The 24,467-nt window shown below is 36.8% G+C and carries 24 protein-coding genes and 1 riboswitch; of the genes, 8 read left to right on the top strand and 16 right to left on the bottom strand.

The window, feature by feature from the left end:
• Positions 1-126: 126 nt before the first annotated feature.
• Positions 127-984, bottom strand: coding sequence for a patatin family protein (locus MKY08_RS09025; RefSeq protein WP_069508414.1), 858 nt, complete (start codon positions 982-984; stop codon positions 127-129).
• A gap of 157 nt (positions 985-1,141) precedes the next feature.
• Here MKY08_RS09025 and MKY08_RS09020 point away from each other — a divergent pair, with 157 nt between their 5' ends.
• On the top strand, positions 1,142-2,011 hold the full coding sequence (locus MKY08_RS09020; RefSeq protein WP_069508413.1) for a pentapeptide repeat-containing protein: 870 nt from the start codon (positions 1,142-1,144) through the stop codon (positions 2,009-2,011).
• Between the two features lie 50 nt (positions 2,012-2,061).
• On the opposite strand, the gene MKY08_RS09015 is transcribed toward MKY08_RS09020, so the two are convergent.
• The 5 genes from MKY08_RS09015 to MKY08_RS08995 form a co-directional block, all read right to left on the bottom strand.
• Positions 2,062-3,780 (bottom strand): FTR1 family protein, encoded by a 1,719-nt coding sequence (locus MKY08_RS09015; RefSeq protein WP_069508410.1) that lies wholly within the window; start codon positions 3,778-3,780, stop codon positions 2,062-2,064.
• Positions 3,755-5,014, bottom strand: a complete 1,260-nt coding sequence (gene efeB / locus MKY08_RS09010; RefSeq protein WP_069508408.1) for an iron uptake transporter deferrochelatase/peroxidase subunit — start codon at positions 5,012-5,014, stop codon at positions 3,755-3,757. Before efeB ends, MKY08_RS09015 begins: the two co-directional genes overlap by 26 nt.
• Positions 5,015-5,020: 6 nt before the next feature.
• Positions 5,021-5,887, bottom strand: coding sequence for an iron uptake system protein EfeO (gene efeO / locus MKY08_RS09005; protein ID WP_069508407.1), 867 nt, complete (start codon positions 5,885-5,887; stop codon positions 5,021-5,023).
• 166 nt (positions 5,888-6,053) lie between these two features.
• Complete coding sequence (locus MKY08_RS09000) at positions 6,054-7,250, bottom strand: MFS transporter (protein ID WP_069508406.1); 1,197 nt, start codon at positions 7,248-7,250, stop codon at positions 6,054-6,056.
• A gap of 16 nt (positions 7,251-7,266) precedes the next feature.
• Positions 7,267-7,686 carry a MarR family transcriptional regulator gene (locus MKY08_RS08995; protein WP_069508405.1) on the bottom strand — a complete coding sequence of 140 codons (420 nt, stop codon included), beginning with the start codon at positions 7,684-7,686 and terminating at the stop codon, positions 7,267-7,269.
• Between the two features lie 265 nt (positions 7,687-7,951).
• Here MKY08_RS08995 and MKY08_RS08990 point away from each other — a divergent pair, with 265 nt between their 5' ends.
• A complete protein-coding gene (locus tag MKY08_RS08990) occupies positions 7,952-8,995 on the top strand; it encodes an NAD(P)/FAD-dependent oxidoreductase (RefSeq protein WP_069508404.1) in 1,044 nt (347 codons plus the stop codon).
• 206 nt (positions 8,996-9,201) lie between these two features.
• Here MKY08_RS08990 and MKY08_RS08985 read toward each other — a convergent pair whose 3' ends face one another.
• A complete protein-coding gene (locus MKY08_RS08985) occupies positions 9,202-9,468 on the bottom strand; it encodes a hypothetical protein (RefSeq protein WP_069508403.1) in 267 nt (88 codons plus the stop codon).
• A 236-nt stretch (positions 9,469-9,704) separates the two neighbouring features.
• Between MKY08_RS08985 and MKY08_RS08980 the strand changes: the two genes are divergently transcribed.
• Positions 9,705-10,412 carry a class I SAM-dependent methyltransferase gene (locus tag MKY08_RS08980; protein WP_256093105.1) on the top strand — a complete coding sequence of 236 codons (708 nt, stop codon included), beginning with the start codon at positions 9,705-9,707 and terminating at the stop codon, positions 10,410-10,412.
• Between the two features lie 139 nt (positions 10,413-10,551).
• Here the strand turns inward: MKY08_RS08980 and MKY08_RS08975 are convergent, their stop codons facing one another.
• The 6 genes from MKY08_RS08975 to MKY08_RS08950 form a co-directional block, all read right to left on the bottom strand.
• Positions 10,552-11,169, bottom strand: a complete 618-nt coding sequence (locus tag MKY08_RS08975) for a CoA pyrophosphatase (protein ID WP_069508401.1) — start codon at positions 11,167-11,169, stop codon at positions 10,552-10,554.
• A gap of 147 nt (positions 11,170-11,316) precedes the next feature.
• Positions 11,317-12,282 carry a quinone oxidoreductase gene (locus MKY08_RS08970; RefSeq protein WP_069508399.1) on the bottom strand — a complete coding sequence of 322 codons (966 nt, stop codon included), beginning with the start codon at positions 12,280-12,282 and terminating at the stop codon, positions 11,317-11,319.
• Positions 12,283-12,403: 121 nt separating this feature from the next.
• Positions 12,404-13,492, bottom strand: coding sequence for a hypothetical protein (locus tag MKY08_RS08965; protein ID WP_256093104.1), 1,089 nt, complete (start codon positions 13,490-13,492; stop codon positions 12,404-12,406).
• Positions 13,493-13,683: 191 nt separating this feature from the next.
• Positions 13,684-15,039 carry a PepSY domain-containing protein gene (locus tag MKY08_RS08960; protein ID WP_069508397.1) on the bottom strand — a complete coding sequence of 452 codons (1,356 nt, stop codon included), beginning with the start codon at positions 15,037-15,039 and terminating at the stop codon, positions 13,684-13,686.
• A 151-nt stretch (positions 15,040-15,190) separates the two neighbouring features.
• Positions 15,191-15,373, bottom strand: a complete 183-nt coding sequence (locus MKY08_RS08955) for a hypothetical protein (protein ID WP_024363603.1) — start codon at positions 15,371-15,373, stop codon at positions 15,191-15,193.
• A 213-nt stretch (positions 15,374-15,586) separates the two neighbouring features.
• Positions 15,587-15,778, bottom strand: a riboswitch (cobalamin riboswitch).
• Between the two features lie 203 nt (positions 15,779-15,981).
• Positions 15,982-16,692 (bottom strand): hypothetical protein, encoded by a 711-nt coding sequence (locus tag MKY08_RS08950; protein ID WP_069508396.1) that lies wholly within the window; start codon positions 16,690-16,692, stop codon positions 15,982-15,984.
• 405 nt (positions 16,693-17,097) lie between these two features.
• Between MKY08_RS08950 and MKY08_RS08945 the strand changes: the two genes are divergently transcribed.
• The 3 genes from MKY08_RS08945 to MKY08_RS08935 are packed head-to-tail and all read left to right on the top strand — an operon-like array spanning position 17,098 to position 18,517.
• Positions 17,098-17,538, top strand: a complete 441-nt coding sequence (locus MKY08_RS08945) for a LytTR family DNA-binding domain-containing protein (protein WP_069508394.1) — start codon at positions 17,098-17,100, stop codon at positions 17,536-17,538.
• Positions 17,535-17,966, top strand: coding sequence for a hypothetical protein (locus tag MKY08_RS08940; protein WP_069508392.1), 432 nt, complete (start codon positions 17,535-17,537; stop codon positions 17,964-17,966). The genes MKY08_RS08945 and MKY08_RS08940 overlap by 4 nt, the downstream gene beginning before the upstream one ends.
• Complete coding sequence (locus MKY08_RS08935; RefSeq protein ID WP_069508387.1) at positions 17,963-18,517, top strand: hypothetical protein; 555 nt, start codon at positions 17,963-17,965, stop codon at positions 18,515-18,517. The genes MKY08_RS08940 and MKY08_RS08935 overlap by 4 nt, the downstream gene beginning before the upstream one ends.
• Before the next feature lie 19 nt (positions 18,518-18,536).
• On the opposite strand, the gene MKY08_RS08930 is transcribed toward MKY08_RS08935, so the two are convergent.
• Positions 18,537-18,686: a hypothetical protein gene (locus MKY08_RS08930; protein WP_103976839.1), complete on the bottom strand. Its 150-nt coding sequence runs from the start codon at positions 18,684-18,686 to the stop codon at positions 18,537-18,539.
• Between the two features lie 385 nt (positions 18,687-19,071).
• Here MKY08_RS08930 and MKY08_RS08925 point away from each other — a divergent pair, with 385 nt between their 5' ends.
• A complete protein-coding gene (locus MKY08_RS08925) occupies positions 19,072-19,434 on the top strand; it encodes a VOC family protein (RefSeq protein WP_069508385.1) in 363 nt (120 codons plus the stop codon).
• A 43-nt stretch (positions 19,435-19,477) separates the two neighbouring features.
• On the opposite strand, the gene MKY08_RS08920 is transcribed toward MKY08_RS08925, so the two are convergent.
• Entirely contained in the window at positions 19,478-21,172 is a 1,695-nt protein-coding gene (locus tag MKY08_RS08920) for a methyl-accepting chemotaxis protein (protein WP_069508383.1), read from the bottom strand.
• Between the two features lie 587 nt (positions 21,173-21,759).
• On the opposite strand from MKY08_RS08920, the gene MKY08_RS08915 reads away from it, so the two are divergent.
• A complete protein-coding gene (locus MKY08_RS08915; protein ID WP_081327838.1) occupies positions 21,760-22,692 on the top strand; it encodes an NlpC/P60 family protein in 933 nt (310 codons plus the stop codon).
• A gap of 192 nt (positions 22,693-22,884) precedes the next feature.
• On the opposite strand, the gene murF is transcribed toward MKY08_RS08915, so the two are convergent.
• Positions 22,885-24,270 carry a UDP-N-acetylmuramoyl-tripeptide--D-alanyl-D-alanine ligase gene (murF, locus tag MKY08_RS08910; RefSeq protein ID WP_069508381.1) on the bottom strand — a complete coding sequence of 462 codons (1,386 nt, stop codon included), beginning with the start codon at positions 24,268-24,270 and terminating at the stop codon, positions 22,885-22,887.
• Between the last annotated feature and the right edge of the window lie 197 nt (positions 24,271-24,467).

The raw sequence follows: 24,467 nt of genomic DNA, 5'->3' as shown, positions 1-24,467 counted from the left end.
ATTATATCGAAATGTGATGAGACATGAAATCTTTTCTACATTTTTACATAGGGAACATTGCTACCTAAACGCTATGAAAAAGAAAAAAGAGAGCCCCAAATGCACATTGGCCCTCCCCCTTACCATTCATGTTAAAAATTGCTTTAATGCATCTATTTGTTGCATAGCTTGCTGATAGCCCATATCATAATTTTTACGCATTTGCACTGTATCTTTCTCAAAGCTATTCAGCGATTGTGTTGGGCGGAATATAAATGCCTTTCCTTGTGCCTCTAATTTTTCACAATAATCAAGTGAAGCGTTATAATGGTCTGCACGTTTTTGCATGCTTTTTACTAAATTTGGATAACGTTTAGCGAGTAGTTTCATCGCCCATTTACTTTGACGATCTAGCTGTTTACGGTAGCCTTTAGGTCGGGTTAACACCAGTACATGTTTGTTAAAACCCGTTTCAACACCATGCATGATTGGAATTGGCTCTGCTAAGCCACCATCGAAATATGGTGTATTATTTAGTTTGATTTCTGGAAATAAGATTGGTATAGCACAAGTTGCACGTAACATCATACAGTGGCGATCCATTTCTTTTGCATCCATATACTCAACTTGTCCTGTGGCTGCATTTGTTACGCCAAAAAGCAATTTTCCATCATACTGCTTGTACGTATCCCAATCAAAAATATCTAGCTCATTCGGAATCACATTATACGCAAAATCCAAGCCAAATAAGCTTTTTTCTTTAAGGAAATTTTTCAAGCCCATGTAGCGCTTATCATGACGATAATCCATTAATACACGTAAAGACCGTTCTTTTTGCTGTGATACATACGAGCATGCATTAATAGCACCTGCTGAAATAGCGACAACATAAGGCATCATAATGTCATGCTCTAAAAAAGCATCCAAGACACCAGATGTAAACAATGTACGAAACGTCCCACCCTCTAATATTAAACTTGAATCCTCCACATTTACCTGTAGCATGCCATCACTCTTTCACTCTATATTCTCTTTAGTTTACAGCAAACTTAAATAAGTTTCTTGATTTTTTACAGTATAAAAAATATTGATAATAATATCCATTAAAAGTTATTTAATGTTAATATTATAGTAAGTTAGTAGAGACGCGAGGAGAATAATCATGTCGGAAGTGATGAACAAAAGAACTACATTCAGTAAAGAAGTACGTAAAAGCATGCAAGCAGATTGTCAAAACTGCTTTGGCTTATGCTGTACAGCACTAACTATTACAGCATCTAGTGATTTTGCTATGAATAAGCCCGCTGGCAGACCATGCACCCATTTGCAATCTAACTTTCACTGTCAAATACATCGTGGGCTTAGAAGCAAAGGTTTTAAGGGGTGTACCGTCTATGATTGTTTAGGGGCGGGACAAATGGTTGCTCAAACGACATTCAATGGACAGAATTGGCGAGATAACGCTGAAGTGGCTGAAAAAATGTTTCAAGTTTTTCCGATTATGGAGCAGTTATATGAAATGATTGCCTATGTTGCAGAGGCAATGGCATATCGAATATCACCTAAATTATACGACAAATTGCATGAACAATTAGAGACATTACAAACCCTTACTAAATTAGAGGCAACAGCATTAGTTGCTCTAGATATTCCTCCAATCCGACAACCTGTAAACAACCTACTATTAGAAACTAGTGCACAAATTCGCAATAAGCTTGCAGTCACCACTTTAGGTAAAAAAAATGCGCCGAACCAGAGAGGGGCCAATTGGATTGGAAAAAATTTAAAGGGGAAAGATTTAACAGCAACAGACTTGCGCGGTGCCTATTTAATTGCGGCAAACCTACAAAATGCTAATTTAAGAGGCGTGGACTTTATCGGTGCCGATTTACGTGATGCTAACTTGTGCGGAGCGAATCTTTCCACTGCGATGTTTTTAACGCAAATGCAAATCAATTCGGCAATCGGTAATCACCAAACAAAACTACCATTTTATTTGCATATGCCTTCGCATTGGCATACTGCACCATAAAAGAAGGGACAAATCAAAAGAATCTCTCTTTGATTTGTCCCCATTTTTCGCTATTTTGCTTGTTTCTTTTTATAGATAATGGTTGCTACTACTAGCACAAGTAAAATCGCTTGCCCTATAATTGTTTCGAGTGTTGGATAGAAGCCGATTAAGTTAATGACTGGCAGACCATCCACCATTGTTGTGGATACACTATTTCTAAGTTGTAATGTATGCAAGCTGACACCAATAATTTTAAATGCCAAAACATAAATTAACACAGTTGCCACCGCAAAAAGCTTATGAATGGCAATTTTACCACTCGCTTTGAATAAGACGATTGCGATAACAGCTAAGATAACAAGTGCCAAGACAATACCAAGTATAAATTGCGATGTCGCCATTTTCGGTGCAATTCCCGCATAGAACACAAGAGTTTCTGCTCCTTCTCGGAACACCGATAAAAAGCTGACAGAAGCCATAGCAAATACAGAACCACTTGAAATTGCATTGCCCATTTGTTTGGAAATATAACGATTCCAGCTCGCAACATTGGATTTACTATGAAGCCATATACCGACACCTATCATCATTGCAGCTGCAACAAGACCGACATAACCTTCCATTATTTCTCGGTTTGTATCGACCGTTGCTGAATGAAAGATAGTTGACATCAGCACTGCAGCTACAGCTGATAATAATACCCCAGCTAAAGCCCCAATATAAATCCATTTACGTAACGATTTTTGTCCTGATTTATTTAAAAATGACACTAACGCAAGAATAATCAATAATGCCTCTAAGCCCTCACGCAGTAAAATAAGTGCTGAATCCCAAATGGAATAATCTGAATTACCTTGGATTAATTCAATTTCGGTACGGAACTGATTAAGTTTACTTTTAATGGCCTTTTCATCGACCTGCGTCTTTAATAAATCACTTACTATAATCGGCATATCACTTTCTATTTTCGTATAAAGATTACCATTGCGTGTTGAAATTTCAATCTCTACACTTGGCCAAATCGTAATAAATTCACGTATTGTATCAGATGCTGCCTTGTAGTCACCATCGTCTATCAAATCATTGGCTTCATCTATATACGCAATTAAAGACGCTAAAGAATATTCACCTGCTACAATTTGTGCTGTATCGTTACCTGCTACAAAATCTTCAATCGTTTTCTTTAGTTCTGCAAATTGTGATTGCATTAATGTTACATCAGGCTGTTCTGAAGAAATTGAAATACGTAAAAAAGCCATTTGTGTTTCAATTTGACCGTACATTGCAATACTTTGTTCACGTACTGGTCGTTCATTTTTATTCCATTTCATATTAAACTCTTTGTACGCAGCGTCAATCGTTGTCATATCACCACTTGCTAACGCTTGCTCAAAGGCAGTCATAATCGGTTTCATTTTTAGCCCAAAGTCAGCTCGTTGCTCCGCTTCATCTACTGGATTTTCGAGCTTTTCTAATGCACGTAATGCATTCGATAGAGCCGACAATGCAGTTAAACGCTCTTCTTTTGAAGAAGCCTTTACAGCTTGCTCAAGTATTTGATCTACCTTTTCTTTTGCTTCAGTTTGTTGTGAATTTACTGATGCCCAGTCCGTTGCAAATTGTTCAAGTGCACGCGTCGCTTCAGCTTGCTTATCTTGCTTCGTATTCATCAGGGCGTCACTAATGGAAATGTATAAGTGACTATAAGATTCTGCTGCTTGTACTGGAACCGCAAGTGCCAATAATAAGCATACAATCATGCTACAGCGCGTTAAAAAGTGCTTCACCTAAATAACTCCCTTTTTGTACTCCAGGGAAGCAAGCAAAAACGGCACTGCCTCGATGAGTAATATATTCATTCATTTTGTCCATTCGTCCTAGACTGTTTTGTACTGTTGTAAATTGCGCTGGATCCTTTTGGAAAGAGACAAATAGAAGTCCTGCATCATGCGCCCCTGTATTCGACATGACGCCTGATGCGTAAGAATAACTGCGACGTAGTATGCGAGCACCTGATTTACGTGCTAAATGGACATGCGATGTATCGGGCATAATATACTCGCCCTTGTTATCTTTTGCTTCTACATCAAAATCATCGAATTCCTTCGTTTTACCAAATGGCGCACCACTATCGCGATAACGCCCAAACGTTGCTTCTTGATCCTTTAAAGATGTACGATCCCAAGTTTCAAGATGCATTTGGATTTTTCGAGCCACTAAATAGGAGCCACCCTTAAGCCACCCTTTATCGACCCATACTACTTTGTTTAAGTCTTGTTCATCTTTAATAGAAGGGTTGACTGTACCATCCTTGAATGCAAATAAATTTCGAGGTGTCCCCCCTTCAGCTGGGAATGAGTTAAAGCCCGCTTGGGACCATTTAATCTCCACTTTGCCGGAAGCAGCGCGTACTAAATTGCGTACAGCATGGAACGCCACTTGAGGATCGTCCGCACAGGCTTGAATGCAAAGATCTCCACCTGTATATTCCTTTTGTAGTTGGTCTTTCGGAAAATGTGGTAAATCCGCTAATTCGGCTGGTTTTAAATGTGCCATGCCAAGCTTATCGAACAATGAAGGACCTACACCAAACGTTATGGATAAATTCGAAGCATCTAAGCCTTCTGCTTCTCCGGTATCACCCGTTGGAACTCTAGTATTTGTTGTTAAATCTACCATTAATTCACCATTCATTAAACGAACAACAAGAGGTGTCCATTTCTTGAACAACTCTTGTAGCTCCTCTTTTGATGTCACTAAAACCGTTAAAGAAGCAAAATATATATGTTTTTGAACAGGTGTAATAATGCCAGACTGATGTTTACCATAGAAATTAACTTTATTTTTTGCTGTTGTGCTATCTGCGACAGGCTCGAACATATCGTAACCCATCGCTTTCATTACACCACCAAAGCCCGAAGCACCTATCGCAATGCCAGCCACACCCATGCCTGTTAGCTTTAACATGTCACGGCGAGATATTTTTTTATTTATCCATTTTTCATCATTAGACGTTGTCATTCTTTATCACTCCAAAATAATGCCCATTTGACTTAATGGCTCACCTAGTTGGTTTACTGCTGCTGCTAATGCTTTTGTATTTTCTTCTGTTAAATCTTCGTAAGAAATATAACCGCCATCAGCTGTTGCATGTAGTGCTAATAAGTCATCCACTGCTTTAAATTTTTCATCTAACGCTGCAACTAACTCTTTGTCTTTTGCTTCTAATTTTGGTCGAAGAATTTCAAAGATTTTTTCTGCACCTTCAATATTCGCTTTAAAATCATAGAGGTCTGTATGTGAGTAAATTTCTTCTTCACCTGTAATTTTTGAAGTAGATACTTCATTCAATAAATCAACTGCACCTGTAATCATTAAATCTGGTGTTACTTCTACTGTTTGAACAAGTGCATGTAATTCTTTTGCGTCTGCTAGTAGCTGATCTGCCACTGCCTCATAGCCCTTTGTTGTGTTTTCTACCCAAAGTGCATATTCAAGCTTATGGTAGCCAGTCCATTCTTCTTTCCCTTTACCTTCTTCTTCAATATCGGCTAAACGACCATCAATACGTGGATCAAGGTCACCAAAGCTTTCTGCAATTGGTTCAGAACGCTCAAAGTACATACGTGCCGGTGCATACGCTGCTTTTGCACCTTCTATATCACCCGCTTTAAACAGGTTGACGAACTTTTCTGTATCTAGTAAGAAATGATCCATCTGTTCTAATGCAAATTGTTGATAGGCTGATAGTTCAGTAGTCAAATCTACCGTTGCCGTTTGTTCTGCTTGCTCCGTTGCTGGTTTCTCTTCTTTTTTTGTGTCTTCTGTATTGCCACAGCCCGCCATAATTATGCCACCTGCTACTAACACTGATAATAATGATTTGTTTTTCATGCTAAATACCTGCTTCCCGAATTAGTCTCTATCGTGAATGATAATCATTATCATATTTGATTGCAAGAAGTATTTTTAATTTAAGAAAAAAACGTCATTTTGCAGTTGAATTTTATTTTCAACAAGCAAAAAGACGTTCGTTCTACAATATAATGATTATAATCTACTAAATATTGACTTGTTTTACTTTTTCATATTTTCCATATAAGAAATAATAGAGCACGATCGAAACAAAAATTACCGCTACCATCGATAAAAATATAGCGCTATAGCCCATCGTCGGTGCAAAAAGCCCTAAGAAATAAGGCCCTACACCTAATCCTAAATCGTACAAAATAAAATACGTTGAAGTGGCGAGCCCTAAACGCTCATGTGGTGTAACCTTAATAGCTATTGCTTGGGCTACTGAGTTAAAATTACCATAACCAATACCAATAAAAGCCGCAGCTATTAAAAATACAACAGTGCTTGTCGCTGTACTAAATGCATACATGCCCATCGCAAACAAGATCAGACACGGATAAATAATAATATTCGCCCCTCTTGCATCTAGTAATTTCCCTGTAAATGGACGAGTTGCTAAAATAACGAGTGCATAAACGATAAAGAAGTAACTGCCTGCTGTTACCAAATGAAGCTCTTTTGCGTAAAATGTCATAAACGACATCACACCTGAATAAGCAAAGCCAATAACAAGAGCTACAAAGGCAATCGGCAGTGCACGCAGTTCAATAAAGCTGGATAGCTTGAAGCCCAATTTCTCCGCCATTCTCTTTGTATTTTTTGGCGCATCTGGCACGGTCACCATAAAATACATCATAAAGCAAACAACTGCTAAAACCGAATCGACCGCGAAAATCATGCGATAATCTTCAAACAACTGCGTTAATAATATACCGATAAACGGACCTATTGCAGTTGCTAAAATCGCACTTAAGCTGTAATAGCCAATACCTTCACCGCGTCGCTCTGGTGGTAAAATTTGTGCAATAATCGTACCTGTAGCTGTACTCGCTACACCTAGCGCAATCCCCTGCATCAAACGATTCATCATCAGTAACGGAAGATTTAAAGCAATAAAATAAGACATGGTCGATAGCATAAATAATAATAAGCCCATGAATAATGTTTTTTTACTGCCCAAATCACCGATAATTCGTCCTGTGCCAAGTCGTCCAAAAAGTGTCCCGATAATAAAAATACTCGACACTAGGCCAGCCGTACTTGTGGAAGCGTCAAATTGCTCCACTGCATAGCCAGCTATTGTCACCATTAATAAATAAAAAATTAACGTAATCGTAAAATTAATTAAAGAAACAACTAAAAAGTCTTTTGTCCATAATTTATGTTTTGTTGATTCCACTTGTTTTTCTCTCCTACTACTGATGAATATTCATACATATGTTCGCTAAAACCCGAGAAGCCGTTTCAATATCCTGTTTCGGCACACCTGCTAGTGCTTTTTCTAAAAATGGTTTTAAGTGCTCCTGCACTTCTTGCACGATGTTTTCTCCAAATGGCGTTAATTGTACCACTTTCTCTCGCTTATCTTTGCCTGCCACTGTCTCCACATAGCCAAGTTCTACAAGCTTTTGTACAAGCCTCGTTACGCTCGGCTTTTCAATTGACATAAAGCTCGCAATTTCTACAAGTGAATGTGGCCCTTTATCAATTAAAAAACGCAACACTGCCCACTGTGAACTATAAAGTTGAAAGTGTTCCAGTTGCATATTGAGTTGGTTAGTAAACGGTCGGTACATTAAACGATATTCATTAAAAAACTGTTGTTCAATCGTCATACTATCCCTCCTTATATAGTTAGCCTAGCTAACTATATAGTAAATTGTTCTCTTTGTCTAGATTGAAGTTTTGATACGAAAGAGATCCCCAAGCTTTACTAACATAGTTGGATTCAATTGGAAAAGCAGCTCTTTCTTTTTACTTATACACATGTTATGATAGCAGCGAAGTGATATTGATAATCATTATCATTTTAATGATTTAGCTATCCAATAAGTATATACAATACTTTTCCAATAAATTTTTAAGGATGTGGCGATACAAGTGCAAAATTTATATGATGTAACAATTATTGGCGGTGGACCTGCAGGTTTATACAGCGCCTTTTATAGCGGATTAAGAGGTCTGAAAACAAAATTAATCGAAAGCCAAGAACAGCTAGGTGGTAAGGTGCTACTTTATCCTGAAAAGTTAATATGGGATATAGGTGGTCACCCGCCCATTTTAGGCGAACAATTTGTCAAACAATTAATTGCGCAAGCCAAAACATTTGAACCAACAATGCTAACAGGCACAAAAGTTGACTTTATCGAACGCCAAGGAGATTTATTTGTAATACATACAGCACAGGGAGACAAACATTATTCGAAAACCGTTTTGTTAGCTGTTGGTGGTGGTATTATTAATCCGCAAAAACTGACGCTAGAAGGTGCGGAAAAATACGAAATGTCCAATTTACACTATACAGTGCAGTCTTATAAACGCTTTGTAGATAAAGATATTATTATTTCAGGAGGCGGAAATGCAGCACTCGACTGGGCAGTAGAACTTAGCCCTTTAGCAAAAAACGTAACCGTTGTCTACCGTAAGGACACGCTTTCAGCACACGAAGCAACCATACAAGAGGCGCTAGATGCTGGTGTACAAATCGAATGTAATACAACCATTACAAAACTATCTGCCAATACAGATAAAACAGCGATTCAATTCGTTACATGTGAAAATTCTCGGACCAACCAAAGCTATACACGCCAAATTGATGAAGTCATTGTAAGTCACGGTTATAATCGCGAAGCCTCGCTTACATTTGATGAAGCCATTGCCATTCCTAAAAAAGATGACTATTATTTTGAAGGAAAAGCAACTGGCGAAACAGCACAACCAGGAATTTTTGCAGCCGGTGATATTTTATCGTTTGAAGGGAAAATTCATCTTCTACTTGGCACATTTCAAGATGCAGCAAACGCCGTTAACTCCATTAAAACGTACTTAGAACCAACGGCTCATCGACATGCAGTAGTATCCTCTCATAACGAAGTATTTAAAGAAAAAAATCGCTCGATTATCGAAAACAGCTTGACGAAATAAAGTAGTTAAACAATTAAAAGTGTTAGATTGACAGCAGTCAATCTAACACTTTTTTGATACAAACATTGGTGCACGTTTTTGGAGCGTATTCTTAGGGTTTACTGGCGATACTTAGGCTTTTAATGGCGATTTTCATAAAAAAGAGAATAAACGCGCCAAATTAAACGTCTATCCTCTTACAAGAAGAGTATAATAATTTCCCCTTATCATCTAAATAGACTTAATAAAGATCCCATTTGCCTTAGCATATTAACCCCATTCGTTATTGTTCCTGCATGACCCATCATTGCCTGTAAATTATTTGATAAATTTCCAAAGCGAGAAGTTTGGGGTTGTTGATTGTTGAACATAAAAGGTTGTTGACTATTAAAATTGAAGGGTTGTACGCGTCTACCTTGATTCATAGGATCAAAACTTTGTCTATATCTTCTTGGGACAGCTCTCCTTCTAGGATTTTGCGAATAATATTGCATCAATTCACCTCCTATACATAAAACGTTTATATAGTATACGTTTAAGATTTTTTTATGTTTAGACTTTTGAAGAACCTACATCAAATTAAATAGTATAGAAGCGTTCGATGGAAACCTATTGAAAACTTATAATCAGACATTTCGTTTTGCTTTTTATCCTATCGTTCGTTTCATTCCTCCACTAGGAACCATACTATTTTTCTTTTCATATCATACAAACAACAAGAAAAAAGAAGGTGATCGTTATTCAAAAATCCAAATATCTCGATTTTTTATCTAAATTTGGTGTTGGTGGGGCACATCCTGGGGGCATGGCGCTAACAAAGCAACTTTTGAAAAATGAGAACATTACCAAACACTCTCAAATATTAGACGTAGGCTGTGGTACAGGCCAAACCGCCGCCTACTTAGCATCTCATTATAAAGCAAATGTTACGGGCATCGATAACAATGCCATTATGGTTGAGAAGGCTCAAAGCAGAATGGCAAAACACTCCCTACCAGTTCAAATTATTACAGGTTCCGTTGAACAACTACCTTTACCTAAACTACAATTCGATTTCATAATTGCTGAATCTGTTCTGTCCTTTGTCAACAAACACAAAGCGCTCAATGAAATTTATCGTTTATTGAAATTTGGTGGTCGGCTAATTGCGATTGAATTTACGATCCAACAAGAACTTGACAACATGAGTGCAAAGGAAATCAAACAATTTTATGGCTTTGATACATTGTCCACGAAAAAAGATTGGGTAGCACTATTTAAACAGGCTGGTTTTCAAACGATTCACATTCGCAAAAATACATCTTTTTCTTCAGCGCCTGAGTTTCACTACTCACAACAGATTGAGCCTGAATTGTATCAAGTCATGGAGCAAAACATTGAGATAAATGTAAAATATGATGGGATTTTGGATTATCGAATTTATTATTGTACGAAGTAAGTTAAGGCGCGTATACTTTTCTTCTAACTAAAGAAAAGCATACGCGCCTTTTAAATAATTATGGAGATATGCCCCTTATGTAGCACATAGCTATTTTGAATATGTGTGAGGAACAAAGCTATTGAATGTAGCTATTCTGCTATTTCATCAGTTCTATAAAGTGTTTTAAAATTCGAGCGGTTAAACCCCAAATCGTGTATTGTTCATAATCAAAAAACCATTCTTCCATTGATCGCGTTCGCCATTTATACTGCGCACCATTGACAATTTTATCATATGGAAAATCGATTGAAGGCATTGGTTCGACCGATACTAAATGCATATAAGGCTCATAGTTTAATAGCCAATCAATTGGTACGGTCAAAACTTTTTCCACTTCGTCTTTGTTGTATTCAGGAATAATTTGATTGGTATCAATAATCGCTACAAATGGATACGTTACAAAAGAAGAAGATGCAACATATGGACTTAATGGTCCTACAACCTGTATCGTAGTTGGATCGATGCCTAACTCTTCATGCGTTTCTCGTAACGCAGCAGCTAATGGAGATGCATCGGTGGCATCAATTCGTCCACCAGGAAAACTAATATCTCCTGGCTGCTTTCTCATCGTCAATGACCGTACTTCAAAAAGAATATGCCACTTATCATCCACTTGAACTAATGGAATTAAAACGGCCGAACGAAAAGCAGTCTCTTCCCCAATAAATAGCGATTGATTTTGCTGTAACTGATGCTTCAATTTATCTAGAAACATGAGATTGTGCTCACCTCAATAGTTCATATTGTATTTTATCGTATCATGAATTGGTAGTTGGATAAACACTATCATATTCCAACTTTCAAATATGATAGTGTTACAATATCAAAGTAAAGGAGACAAGCAATCCTCCATCTGCATTGTTTAAGGTTGTAATAATATTTTACCGATACTTTTGCGACTTTCCAGTAAAGTATGTGCCTGAGCGCCGTCTTCAAGGGCAAAAATAGTCGGCTCAGAAATTTTTATCTTACCATCTATCATCCATTCGAACAGTTGTTGTGAACGTATTTTTCTTTCCTCAAAGGAAGTCAGTACATTCCAAAGGTCTCCCCCCGTTAACGTTTTCGAAGTATCCATTAACAGACGAGGATCCACCGCCACAGGATCTCCCCCTGACATGCCAAAAAACACAACCGTTCCACCGATTTTTGTTGCCTCTAAACTATCTTGTAGTGTAGAGCCTACAGATTCGTACACAACATGAACCCCTTGACCATCAGTAGTATCCTTCACATGTTGCACCCATTGCTCTTTATATAAAAAGACATTGTCCGCTCCGATGGCATATGCTACTTGTGCTTTTTCTGTTGAAGATGTGAGACCAATGACGTTAGCCCCTTTTAACTTAGCCATTTGGATTAAGTTTTGACCAACACCACCTGCCGCTGCGTGAATTAAAACCGTATCACCTGGTTGAATCGCATAACTATCTGTCACTAAATATTGTGCCGTTAACCCTTGTAATAATATTGCAGCCGCCGTTTCAAAAGATATTTCAGCTGGTAATAACATTACTTTATCATGTGGCACTGCCACTAATTCAGCATTCGCAAAGGGTACATCCGCAAATGCAATGCGGTCGCCTACTTGGATATTGTGTATATTTGCACCGACTTTTTCAACGACACCAGCCCCTTCATAGCCTAAAATAAATGGCGGTTGACCTGCTAAATGGTAATTGCCTTTCCGTCGATAAATATCAGCAAAATTTAATCCAACGGCTTTTGTTCGTACTAGAACTTCGTTATCTGTCAGGATAGGATCAGCTACTTCTTGATATTGTAATACTTCTGGTCCACCAAATGTTTCAAAAACTAATGCTTTCATTTTCTAACCCCTTGTTAAATGTATGTAGCACTATATTACGCTAAAGAAAAAGGTCAATACAACTCTTTAAGCTTGAAAAAAAGCCAGTAGTGAAAGCATTCACTACTGACTTCTTGCCTTATTACTTTGCTGTTAACGTGACATTATCAGCAGTTGCCCAATTGTTAATTGGTAGTACTTTATATGTGCCACCAGCCTTTAAAGTTTGGTCCTTTACATCAAATATCCCGACAGCCCCTTGACGAGATGAATAGCGATATTGTGCTTGTAAAATCGAGCCATCTTCAGCCTGTAATTCGACACTGCGACCTGCAAATAACTCCATACCAGGATCATGATCGAGTGTCACTTGGAATGATGTAGCATCAAGTGGTTCAACTGACTTAATCGTTAAAGGCGCTATATCCGTTGCTGTAAAGGTTGGATTTTTAATAGTTGCCCAGTCAGCTGACACAGTATAGTTTGTCCCCGCCTTTAACGCTTTTCCTTCTGGCAAGCGGAATTTTGGTGCTTGTCTGCCATCTGCAGCTTGTGTAAACAACACATAATCAGCTTGTAACTTTTCACCATTTTCTGCAGTCACTGTTACGACACGATCCCGTAAAGAGGAAATGACCTGATACTGCTTACCTTTTTCGTCCTTATTGTCATCATTCAATTGGAACGACAAGTCACCTCTTGCCTCTTTATAGGCTTCAATAATATTCGAATAATCGGTTACACCTTCATCTTTAAATGATTCAATTTCAAAAGTATCATTTGTCACTTGTTTCGTTTGGCTGAGCGTTATTTTTTCATCGATGCCATCAAAGGCCTTTGTTTCGCCATCTTTGTATCTTAGTGTGTAGTTTGTTCCTGCCTTTTGCATAGTGACTGGCACAATATACGTACTTGTAGCACCAATTTTCAAGCGTGGCACATTGACAATACTTAAATCATGATTGAATGAAAAGGCTTTTTTTATTGTTTCTAAATTTTCTACTTTCACACCTTCTTCGGACAATGGTTCAGAAAAAGTGACTTGTAATGTCATGATGTTTATTGGCTTTATTTCTGTAATTTGCACTGCTTCTTTTGCTATTTCGTTTTTTGTTTCTTGTTGTGCTTGCCCTTGCTTGGATGTCTCCTGTTTATTCAGAAAATTACAACCTGTTAGCGTTAGCAACCCTGTTAAAAGAATGGGTATCATAATGCTTTTTCTTATAGTCAATTAGCTAACCCCTTTCAAATTTTTTACACACGAATCCTTCAACATCGCAACTAGTTGGTCTACCTCCGTTACCATTCTTGCCCACTCCGTAAGATTGTTATACGTAGGGGTTTGTTACTCATTGCAAAGATTTTAAGTCAAAAAAACTAGTATGCTAGGAGAAATTCCCAGCATACTAGTTTCAAAGGTTTTTAGTTCATTTCATTTGTCGGTTTATTTTTATTCATTGCTTTCATCACGAATTCTACTAATACGACAAGGATTAACGAAAGGCCAAATAACGGCATCATAACACCTAATAGAACGATTATCACGATAAAAGGAATCGAGATTTTCTGTGATAATTGAGGGGGTGCTGATAGTAGGCCTTTTTTCTTGCGCAATAACCATGTACGGAATCCCCAGAAAATAACACCTAAAAAGGCTACGCAAACGAGTAAGTTAATTAGCTTATTTGGCCAACCAAATAAGTGACCTTCATGCAACGGAATTCCCCATGTGAACCATTTTGCCAAAATGCCATAGTCGCTATAGCTTACCTTAGAAATAAAGTCACCACTATATTGGTCAAAATACATTGTCGCTTCGTCATAAGGGCTTACGTCGAGTCCTGTTACCCCTGTATTACTTGATTTGGCTACGGTAAAAACACCGTCATCACTTGTCGGATAAATAATGGCATATGGCTTTGTAATACCATTCGCCTTAATTTGTTGTTGTAAACTTGCCACTTCTAACTGATTTTCGTTTCGGCTCGTACTTGCAGCACCCATACCATGGTGTGCATGTTTAGACGAAGAAGGTGCTTCTTCCTGACGTGTTGCCCACGGAATTTCACTCATATCAGATGTCGGCGGTTGTTGTTGTAATAACGGAATACCAAAGGACGGATTCTCTTGTGCTGCTGTATATATAAAGTTCCCCATAAATGCAGACCAAGGTAATCCTGTAAAAATGATAATAACCATTGGAATCGTAATAATCGTTCCTAGTAGGGCGTGCCATTTTCTATTTTTTTGTCGTTTATTTGCTTGTTTTACTTTCTTTAATACTTTTCCTTTAAAGGTCATGTATAGACCTGATAGCAATAAAAAGATTGCCCAACATGCCGCTAATTCTACTAAATAATTGACAACTGTTCCACCAATAAATAAAGAGCTATGTAAGCTTCTTAACACATTTGAAAATGTGTATGTAGGGTCTTGATGACCAACAATTTGATTCTTATCATCTAAAAACACATAGCGTTGATCGCCTTCACTATTTGTCAGTGTTAATCGTGTATTGTAAGGCTCATCTAATTCAATAATTTTGGTTGTTGTATAACCCGCAAATGCCGCTTCCGCTTGTTGAACCCCTTCGTCTATTGTCAATGCTTCTGTTTTGTTACTATTGCCAAAGAAGTAGTCATCATATAAACGATCTTCTACATCTGTATAAAACAAGTACCCAATGCCACTTAATGTCAGTGTGATTAGAAGTGGTGTAATAAATAATGCCGCATAAAAATGCATTCGCCAAAAGCTTGAATAAGTTGCATTTTTCATCTCTAGTTCTCCAATCGATTTTATATTAAAAGCAAATTTATTATATAAAATAAAAGTGAAATAAGAATGAAGTCCTAGAAAAAAATTAATAAAACAAAAAGACTACTCTCGCATCCCTTTAATGGGCTGCCGAAAGTAGCCTAACGCTATTTTAGCCGATTATTTCTTTTCTGACATTGCAATAAGCTGTATAAATGTCTGAATGATGCGCTTCATCTTGCCCGAAAAATTGTTCAACAAGCTCATTTAACGTTTTTCTAGCCCCATCAAACTGCTTTTGCATAATTTCATATTTAAAAAGATTTTCATAATATTCGATAACATGTGGATTCATGTGATACACTCCTTCATTTTTAGCATAAAAAAACATCTTTCCTTCTTTAGAAAGATGCCTACTATGACAAATACACGACATAATACGTCGATGGCCATGACAGAAAAAGCATTCTATTATGCATAGAAGCTACCCTTTTGACAATCGTCGTACTATGAGCATGCAGAAGAAATTCTCTAGTCACACTCAACACCCCCTATCCTCGTAGGTTTTTTGGTTGTACTAGATAAAGGCAGGTCTCCTGGCTTATGTTCATCACACGTTTCACCTTCCCATTACACAAACGTAACAGTGGTTTTTTGAAATGTGCTCCCATTTACAGTTGCGGGACAGCGTCGGCTTTTCACCGAACTTCCCTTTTAAACAAATCGAATTTCGATTTGTACCTCTATCTTATTATTCCGTTTTTATTATTATACCATAAAGAATTATGTACGTTGACATGTGTATATTATTTCGTGAACATGATACTTATCATGTATCAAATCTGATTGTAAAGTTGGTACTATTTAAAGCCAAATCTCATAAGGCCCTCCTTCACGAGTGTTCTTCATTGGAAAAGTTTTAGTCATGTAGGATTGTTCAAACCCTTAGTTTTTCTTTTTGAATTAAATGACCTCTTTAAAGCCTATTCGATGAATGATCAGACGATAGTCAGCGTATCCTTCTTCGCTTAGATACTGCTCATATTCGCCATAGACAATTATAGGCATATTGTTTTTATATGCGTGCTTCAAATTGCTGAGAAGTTTTTCGTTCACGTCAGGATTAGCGCCCTTATAGTGACAATTTACAAGCACAGAGTATTTACTTAGATAAAAAGATTTGGTGCCATCACTATGCTCTTTGAGTCCATCTGAAAGAATACCGGCTGTCCACAATAGAGGAAAATGTATTGCATAATAACTACCATGCATGCCTAGTTCTTTCAGCAACACATTTGTATATTTATCTTGATCCTCAAAAGTAGAGTCCAGCTCTAACGTATCAAGCCGTATTTCGCCTACGTTGTCATACTTTTCAAAACTAGAATCTTCTCCGTCTAAAATGTCCGACTCTTTAAGTTCTACTACCGTTGCTTGATTTTCTCCGATAGCAGTATGCTCAGGTGGTACTATATAATCTGCGCCGCCCCGTTCCTCTATTCGTTCTTTCGCTGCCTCCAGACTATCTTCACTGAACATAGACTCTACCTGTTCTTGCGTATAAATTTCCTTTTCCACTTCGCCCATAGATGCTTCTTCTGGCTGCGAACTACACCCTGCAATAATTAAAAGTAAAGGTGCGAAAATTGTTATAACTACGCTTTTTATTTTCATATTACATACTCCTCTCTCTCGTTCAATTTAATTCGAACTCTTTTATAATACCTCAAATCAAGTATATTTGGATAAACCTTTCCATTTATCATAAAAAAAGCCAATTCTTCAAAGGAGGTCTATTTTATTTTGTGGAAGACTATCCCTTTTAATAGCACATTATAATATTTCAATTTAGGCTGTCTCTGTCATCATAAAGAATTGTATACATTGACACTATCCATATAGATTACTAATATCTATTATAGCAACCCCTATTTTCCATTTAATACATATTAATGCAATATTTCGTTGTATAGCTTACTGAATCGAGTTGCAACAAAGTCTATTTTTTTTGCAACAAATCGAAAATTCATGGTAAGAACAAAGCGGTGTTGCTACGATTAAAACAGAAAGGAGAACAACATGAAATTCAATTTTATTTGGAAAAACAAACAATCGTCATCTGAAATTGACATTATTAGTAATCCATCAAATAAAGCATTACTTTCTACATTGGAACAGCATTATTTACAATCTATACCATTAAGTGCAACAGATTTTAAAACAAATCGGCAGGTATTGATTGAGCTCCATACTATCGAAGCCATTGAAGCAGCTGGTCATTTTACTAAAATCTTTTTAATAGATGGTACTGAACTATTACTGAATAAGATTTTAAAAGAACTAGCTTACTTAGAATCCTTTAGATTAGTACGCATTAACAATTCAATGATTTTAAATTTGAATCAAATTCAGTCGTTTGCTTCAGGAAGCCACGCAAGACTGGAAGTTATAACAAAACAACAAAATAAGTATATGGTCAGTAGACATTATGCAAAATCTATTAAGGAGAGATTGATATGATCAAAGACTTAAAAAACAGCTTTTTGTCCATTTCATTTTTGGGATTGATTTGGATTATGTTCTTAATGACACTATTTAATTTACATAATGAAATGGTCAACTTTCTTTATATTTGGAATTTAATTAGTATTAGCGTACTGCTTGGAATCGTTTTTGGTATCGCCTACCCTTACTTGTGGAACTACTCTACATTAAAAAGTACATCCAAAATTATCATTAGTACATTTTTAAATTTTTTCTGTGGCGTAGGCATGGTCTACCTTGTTTCAGTGCAAATGTTAGCATTTATTCAACCTTATTTGTTGCTGATTTTCGCCATAACGTTGATCGGTCATATCATCGGATTTTACTTTTTCTCAAAATATGAAAATAAAAAACTAGCAGCTAGTTTGAATAAATCGCTAGTACATGAAGGAGACAGAAAATGAACATTAATACTAGCTTACACGTCCTATTAAATGATATTGCGCAAAAACAAAAGAAGGGGCTCCCTTTTATCATGGCTTCCCTCTTTATTTGGGGAGTGATTACAACTATCGCGTTCCTTCCTATAGATTTAATGATTAAAAACATTGGCATTTTATCTTGTGGTGCTTTACTGTTTCCCGTTTCCATTGTTTGTGCCAAAATAGTAAATGTCGATTTATTTTATAAAGAAAATCCATTGATTAATGGTCTACTGATTGCGACAAACAATCAAATTTTATACTTAATCATTTGTATTCTTCTATTAATTAAAGCACCGATGTTGGTCTTACCTGCATATGCAATTATTTACGGTGCCCATTTGTTACCTTATGCATTTTTTTACCAATCAAAAAACTATCAATATAGCTCTATCTTTATTTGTGTAGCCATTTTAGTAAGTATGTTATTCTTCCATTTAAATAGTATGTATATCCCGATAATCGTAGAGGTCGGTGTACTTTTCTTATTTTTAATGTTAAAGAAGGAAATAAAAAAACATAGGGAGCTCTAGTCTTCCTATGTTTTTCATCTTATTTATCTGTTTGTTCTTGCTTCTTTTTCAAATACTCCGCACGTATTTTTTCAAGTTGCTGCTTTTTATCAAATTTGGCAGGTTTGTTTTTTTCATGATACTTTGCCACAGCTACCTTACCTTTAGTATCCAATTGATATTTCCCCACGCTTATTCACCTACTTTACTCGTCCTTAAAAAAATCTACTCAACACATATACTATACCTTATTTTACTGAAGTAAACCTTATTCCGATACTGCTAACCCTGCATAAATCCATAAAAACAGAATAATTTACTTAAAATTATCTTAAATTTGTATTCGCACTATCAGGGATGCTGATTGTGCAACTGTCCTCCCTATTTTTGATTCTATTTTCATTAATCTACCAGCCGAATTAAATGTTACTTTGCATCATGGCCATTATGGGCATATGCGAATATTCTTCTAACAGGCTTTGAAAAGCTTCCTTTCATTCGTAAGAAGGTATTCTAAGCAGTAAAGCGAAGTAAATAGTTATACGTAAATATAAAGGAATTAAAGGAGGATTATGATGATTGTCGGTTTACATCACGTACAGCTTACCATTCCAAAAGGTTGTGAGGAACAGGGCAAAGCGTTTTATTGCCATGTACTAGGGCTAAAAGAAATAGAGAAACCTACCTCCCTTCAAGGACGTGGGGGATTTTGGTTACAAGTAGGAAATCAAGAAGTACATGTTGGGACAGAGGACGGATTTGATAGATATACAACGAAAGCGCATATTGCCTATCAAGTTGACAACGTAGCGCATTGGAAGAACGTCTTATCCGAACACCAAATTGAAATACTTGCTTGCGTTCCAATTCCACATTTCGAACGCTTTGAATTTCGTGACCCTTTCGGTAATCGAGTAGAGATGATTCAGCCCATCTAAATGAAAAAAGCAGCCAATAGTGCGAAATGGCTGCTTTTATTGTTTATAATTTAAAATGCTGTACTTCTTTGTTTAAACGTTCAGCCATCGAAGCGAGATCATCTGTATTTTTTGAAATTTCATCCATCGTTACAACTGTCTCGTCGATTGTTGCAGTCGTTTGCTCTACTCCCGCTGCGGATTGTTCGGAAATAGCAGCAATTTCATCAATAGAACGATTGATGTGCTCTGTTGTTGTTGAAATACCTTGTAGGTTTTCTGTTATACCTTGAATATTACTAAACATACTATTAACCGCAGAGGCTATTTGTTCAAAGGTTGTATTGGTATTTGTTATTTGCTCTGTCCCTCTTTTTACTTCTTCATACCCCGTTTGAAGGGAGGCTGTTACACCAACTGTTTCGTTTTGAATGCGCCCCACAATGGCTGATATATCTGTGACTGAATAAGATACTTGTTCAGCCAGTTTACGCACTTCTGCAGCTACAACTGCAAAGCCTTTCCCCTGCTCTCCAGCACGTGCCGCCTCAATTGCAGCATTTAACGCTAATAGGTTTGTTTGATTGGCAATATCGTCAATAACTGATACTAATTTAGAAATTTCTTGCGATTGTCTATTTAAACCTTCCACTTTTGCTACAGCCTCTTGCACAATTGTATCAATGGCAAACATTTGCTGTGTAGATGTGTTCATTAATTGTTGACCGCTTGTCGTAAGTTGTAATACTTCACTTGAATAGCCTTGTAAATCAATACCTTGAGCATTTGCTTGTTGGACATTTACTTTAAATGTATCAATTATTTGTGCTAAGTCACTTGCATTATGTGCTTGGGATTCCGAACCACCCGCTAACTCAAGCATCGTCAATGCTATTTGTTCTGCACCTGTTTTTACATCTAGGGAAGATTGTGCAAGCTGCTCACTGTTTGCAGCTACATTGCCCGAAACAACATGAATTGATCCAATAATTTCATGAAGCTTTTGATTCAACGTGTTTGTCGATTGCACAAGCAAGCCAATTTCATCTTTCATTCTTTCTGGCAAAGGAGGCTGACTTATATCGCCATCCGCCATTTGCGATATTTTTTCAATTACCGCTTTTATCGGATTAGCAATCATATGCGCCGAAATGTAAGCGGTTACAATTGCGATTAACGTTATCATCACGCCTATTGCTAACCCTACATTCAGTGACTCTTTCGATTGGGCAATCATGGCCTGTCCTAGATCATTAATAGAAGCTTCTCTTGCCTGTGCAAGCCCCTCATAACCTTTTCTAACCTCTGTAGCAAGCGAGTCAATAGAATTTAAGTTTTGGATAGCCAATTCTACATTTCCTTTATCATATTCATCAAACACTTTCGTTTGCACAAAACCTCGCCATTCCCTTGCTTTTTCGACAGTTTTCGATAGATTTGTATCAGTTGATAATTCCGTTAATAGTTTATTATTTTCTTCAGCAATTTTTACGTATGCTTCAAATTCTTTTTTGTATTTTTGATCACCAGTCAGAACATAGCTTTTTGCAGCAGTTGTTCGAACACTGATTGTAGATGCTAACTTTTCATTTGCTGTTAACAATTGTAATTCTTTATAAACAATTTCTTCGCCAGCAGAAATGACACGCTTATTGGCAAAGTAGCTATAAGTGTTAAAACAAGCAATAAAAAATACAACAATGAAAAATGCACTCAAAATTTTTGCTCGAATTGTTTTGAACCTCAGTTTCTGTAACATACCATTTTCCCCTTTCGTTAGTGAAATTATATAAATTACTTCCACGAAACAACATTTTTCGCTAGCTTTTGAGGATTGAAATTTCTTTATTTTCCCCCTAAATATAACATATTACCCCTTTAACTCCCATGACTCGAACTATGTATTTCAAAACAAAAGATAACTAGAAATAAGGTTGTAAAGCGTGCTTATATAAGCATTATTCGAGCAAAAAAGTTATTTTTCTATCATAAAATATTCTTATTTTGATTTATAAAATTCGTATGGCAGTACGCTCTATTGCCACATTGCTTATCATTTTTTAAGTATTCTGACTTCCCTTTAAATTCTATTGTAATGTTATTTAAAATAGAAAAAGAACCGCTTGTTTATGACACAATACCCCTTCATTCATCACAAACTGAAACATTTGTAATGAAACTGTAAATTCAAGCGCTAAAGCCTTTATTATCAAGGTTTTCGGGTAGGGTGACGTGCCCTGTGGAAACATTTACCTAGCAGAACCCCGTGTTTTTCATGCTACGATTATTGCAATGGCAAGCAAACAGAAAAATTTAACTGCTCGCTTACAGGAGGTAAAAAACAGCATGAAAAAACATTTTTTAACAACTACATTAGCATTGTCCATTGGGTTTAGCTCATTCGGAATCGTTCAAGGTACATTTGAACCGATAAAAGTGGAGGCAGCGACGACAAATACGCAAAATAATGATAAGGCCGTTGCAGCAAAGGCCGATCAACTGATTCAAACAGGGAAAAGCTTAATTGGTAAGGCCACATACAGTAATACCGTGTACAAGTCTACATATCCTTACAAATTTTCTTGTGCTTCATTCCTTATGTATATTTTCGAAAAGAATGGTGTAGATCTTGGTACGTATAATGAAAATTACATGATACAACAAGGAACATATGTTGCAAGAAACCAATTGCAAAAAGGCGATCTAGTATTCTTTAAAAGTAAAAAAACAGGCACAGATCCTGATCATGTAGGCATGTACATTGGTAATAACAAAATTATTCATATGGCTGATTCCAAGCAAAATATTGTCATTTCGGATATGAATAGTAAGCCATATTATAAAGACAATTACGTATCTGCTCGCAGAGTATTACCAACATTATTATCAGCCAACCCTGCAACAAAGGGCGATAAAATCGTAGAAAATGCGATTACTTATAAAAATAAAGCAACAATTAGTTCCACAATAAATGAGCAAAGTTTACGTTTTACAGCACCTGGTTTCGTTGAATATGTCTACCGTAAAAGTGGCGTAAAACTTGGTACTACCAACTTAAAAGAACTCATGGCGAAAGGAACTACGGTGTCACGTGCCAATTTGAAAAAGGGTGACTTAGTATTCTTTAATGGTGTGAAAGGTTCAAAAAACCCTTCGCTTGTAGCTATCTACGCTGGCGATCAACGTCTCATCATCCCAACTTCAAGTGGTGTTACGACAAGAGTACTATTTGTTGATTATTATAAGGAACATTATTTAACAGCAAAACGCGTATTTTAAAAGATAAACACAATCCATCGAATGATTGTTAGATAATATATAACTATACTAAAATTTAAATAAACATAGCATACAAAGCAGTGTCATTGACACGTTTGTATGCTATGTTTTCGCTTTAAATGGTTGAATGGAACGTTACATTGTTCAAGTCTTGCTTGTTATTGCAACCATAAAGATTGCCCTGCTATGCAGTTATATTTCCTTTAGATGGTTGGCAAATTCAATCATGGATCTACTAGACATTGGGCCTTTTATCAGCACAATCGTATCTTGATCAAGTTTTGGTTTGAGTAATTCTAAAACTCCTGCAACATCTTTAAAAACATGAACTTCCGCAGCGGTGCCATCTTTTTTTGCTTGTTCTGCTATATGTTCGGCTCTTTTTCCAATGGTAATCAGCATCTGAATATTTCGCTCGGCCACCATAGAGCCAATCTCACGATGATACTTTTCTTCGAAAAGACCCAATCGCTTTATATCACCTAATATAAGGATTATTTTTTTATCTTTTCCTATCGTATCTAAAACTTTCAAGGCTGCTTCAACCGATGTAGGATTATTCGTCCATGTATCATCTACGATCGTACTTCCTTTAAGACCGGTTGACATTTCTAGATGCCTTGCCATCGGTTTAAATGTTTTTAAACGTGAGATTGCATGCTGAATGGACATGCCCATTTCTTTTACAGCAACGATGGCCGCTACCGCATTATACACTTGGTGTTCTCCGTAGCCAGGTACAAATACTGAATATTTTTCCTTAGCTACTTGGAGCGTAAATTTCATACCGTTATTGATAAATTGCATGTTCGAAGCTTTATAATCTGCTTTGCTATGAACACCAATTGTAATAATTTTCCCTTTAAACGTATGCAGGGGAATTTTTTTTGTATTGTCATCATCTGCATTGATGATTAACGTGCCATCTTCAGCTATTCCTTCTAAAATTTCTGACTTAGCTTTGATATAGCCTTCAAGATTTTTACAGCCATCTAAATGATGCACACCGATGTTTGTAATAATACCAATCGTCGGCCGATAAATCATACATTGATGCTTAATATTCCCCGTATTCCCTAGCCCTAACTCAAAAACAGCAGCTTTCGTAGTTTCATCGATGCCTATTAAATAAGGTAAAGATTGGCGAGGTTCATTTTTGCTACTAATAGATGCCTGCACATTCCAGTCTTTGCTCGCCATATGTTTAATCATTTCTTTTGTAGTTGTTTTTCCACATGTCCCCGTTAATGCGACTACTGGTATGTCAAATAGTCCTCTATAATACTCAATAAACTTCCAGTATGCCTGCAACGTACTTTTCACGCGAATAACTGTTGTATTCGGTAGTGCTTTTTTTAGTTCTTCTAAAGGTTTATCTGAAATAACGAGGGATGGACCCTTTTTATCGATTTCTTCCCAATTAATGGTCTCACTTCTATTGACAAACATGAGTGTATTCTTTTGCGTCAAATCATGGCGATTATAATAGATGGCATGTTTGATAAGCCATTGCTCAGAACCGTTTACTAAATCCCCTTTTAGTAACTTTCTAACCACAGTCACGCGAATATTTTGCACGTGAACTCCTCCCCCCTCTCATTATAGTATGAAGTATAATTACTAGAAGTGTGGGTAATGAAGTACCATCCTACCCTATTTCTAGTAACAACTAGTATTTGATGACGTGCTTTATCCTTTATTTATAGCGCTCCTTTCTAGATGATTACTATACAATATTATGATATGACTTTATGCGACACAGTCTTTATCCAGCT

Source organism: Lysinibacillus sp. FSL M8-0337 (genome assembly GCF_038593855.1).
GTDB lineage: Bacteria > Bacillota > Bacilli > Bacillales_A > Planococcaceae > Lysinibacillus > Lysinibacillus sphaericus_D.
This window is presented reverse-complemented; position numbering and strand designations above follow the sequence as displayed.

Bases quoted from the DNA above. Each gene is read 5' to 3' on its own strand.
- MKY08_RS08915 (WP_081327838.1), top strand. From the start codon at position 21,760: ATGAAAAAACATTTTTTAACAACTACATTAGCATTGTCCATTGGGTTT.
- efeB (WP_069508408.1), bottom strand. From the start codon at position 5,014: ATGACAACGTCTAATGATGAAAAATGGATAAATAAAAAAATATCTCGC.
- MKY08_RS08985 (WP_069508403.1), bottom strand. From the start codon at position 9,468: ATGCAATATTATTCGCAAAATCCTAGAAGGAGAGCTGTCCCAAGAAGA.
- MKY08_RS09025 (WP_069508414.1), bottom strand. From the start codon at position 984: ATGCTACAGGTAAATGTGGAGGATTCAAGTTTAATATTAGAGGGTGGG.
- MKY08_RS08995 (WP_069508405.1), bottom strand. From the start codon at position 7,686: ATGACGATTGAACAACAGTTTTTTAATGAATATCGTTTAATGTACCGA.
- efeO (WP_069508407.1), bottom strand. From the start codon at position 5,887: ATGAAAAACAAATCATTATTATCAGTGTTAGTAGCAGGTGGCATAATT.
- MKY08_RS08975 (WP_069508401.1), bottom strand. From the start codon at position 11,169: ATGTTTCTAGATAAATTGAAGCATCAGTTACAGCAAAATCAATCGCTA.
- MKY08_RS08920 (WP_069508383.1), bottom strand. From the start codon at position 21,172: ATGTTACAGAAACTGAGGTTCAAAACAATTCGAGCAAAAATTTTGAGT.
- MKY08_RS08935 (WP_069508387.1), top strand. From the start codon at position 17,963: ATGAACATTAATACTAGCTTACACGTCCTATTAAATGATATTGCGCAA.
- MKY08_RS08925 (WP_069508385.1), top strand. From the start codon at position 19,072: ATGATTGTCGGTTTACATCACGTACAGCTTACCATTCCAAAAGGTTGT.
- MKY08_RS08950 (WP_069508396.1), bottom strand. From the start codon at position 16,692: ATGAAAATAAAAAGCGTAGTTATAACAATTTTCGCACCTTTACTTTTA.
- MKY08_RS09020 (WP_069508413.1), top strand. From the start codon at position 1,142: ATGTCGGAAGTGATGAACAAAAGAACTACATTCAGTAAAGAAGTACGT.
- MKY08_RS08960 (WP_069508397.1), bottom strand. From the start codon at position 15,039: ATGAAAAATGCAACTTATTCAAGCTTTTGGCGAATGCATTTTTATGCG.
- MKY08_RS08955 (WP_024363603.1), bottom strand. From the start codon at position 15,373: ATGAATCCACATGTTATCGAATATTATGAAAATCTTTTTAAATATGAA.
- MKY08_RS08945 (WP_069508394.1), top strand. From the start codon at position 17,098: ATGAAATTCAATTTTATTTGGAAAAACAAACAATCGTCATCTGAAATT.
- MKY08_RS08970 (WP_069508399.1), bottom strand. From the start codon at position 12,282: ATGAAAGCATTAGTTTTTGAAACATTTGGTGGACCAGAAGTATTACAA.
- MKY08_RS08940 (WP_069508392.1), top strand. From the start codon at position 17,535: ATGATCAAAGACTTAAAAAACAGCTTTTTGTCCATTTCATTTTTGGGA.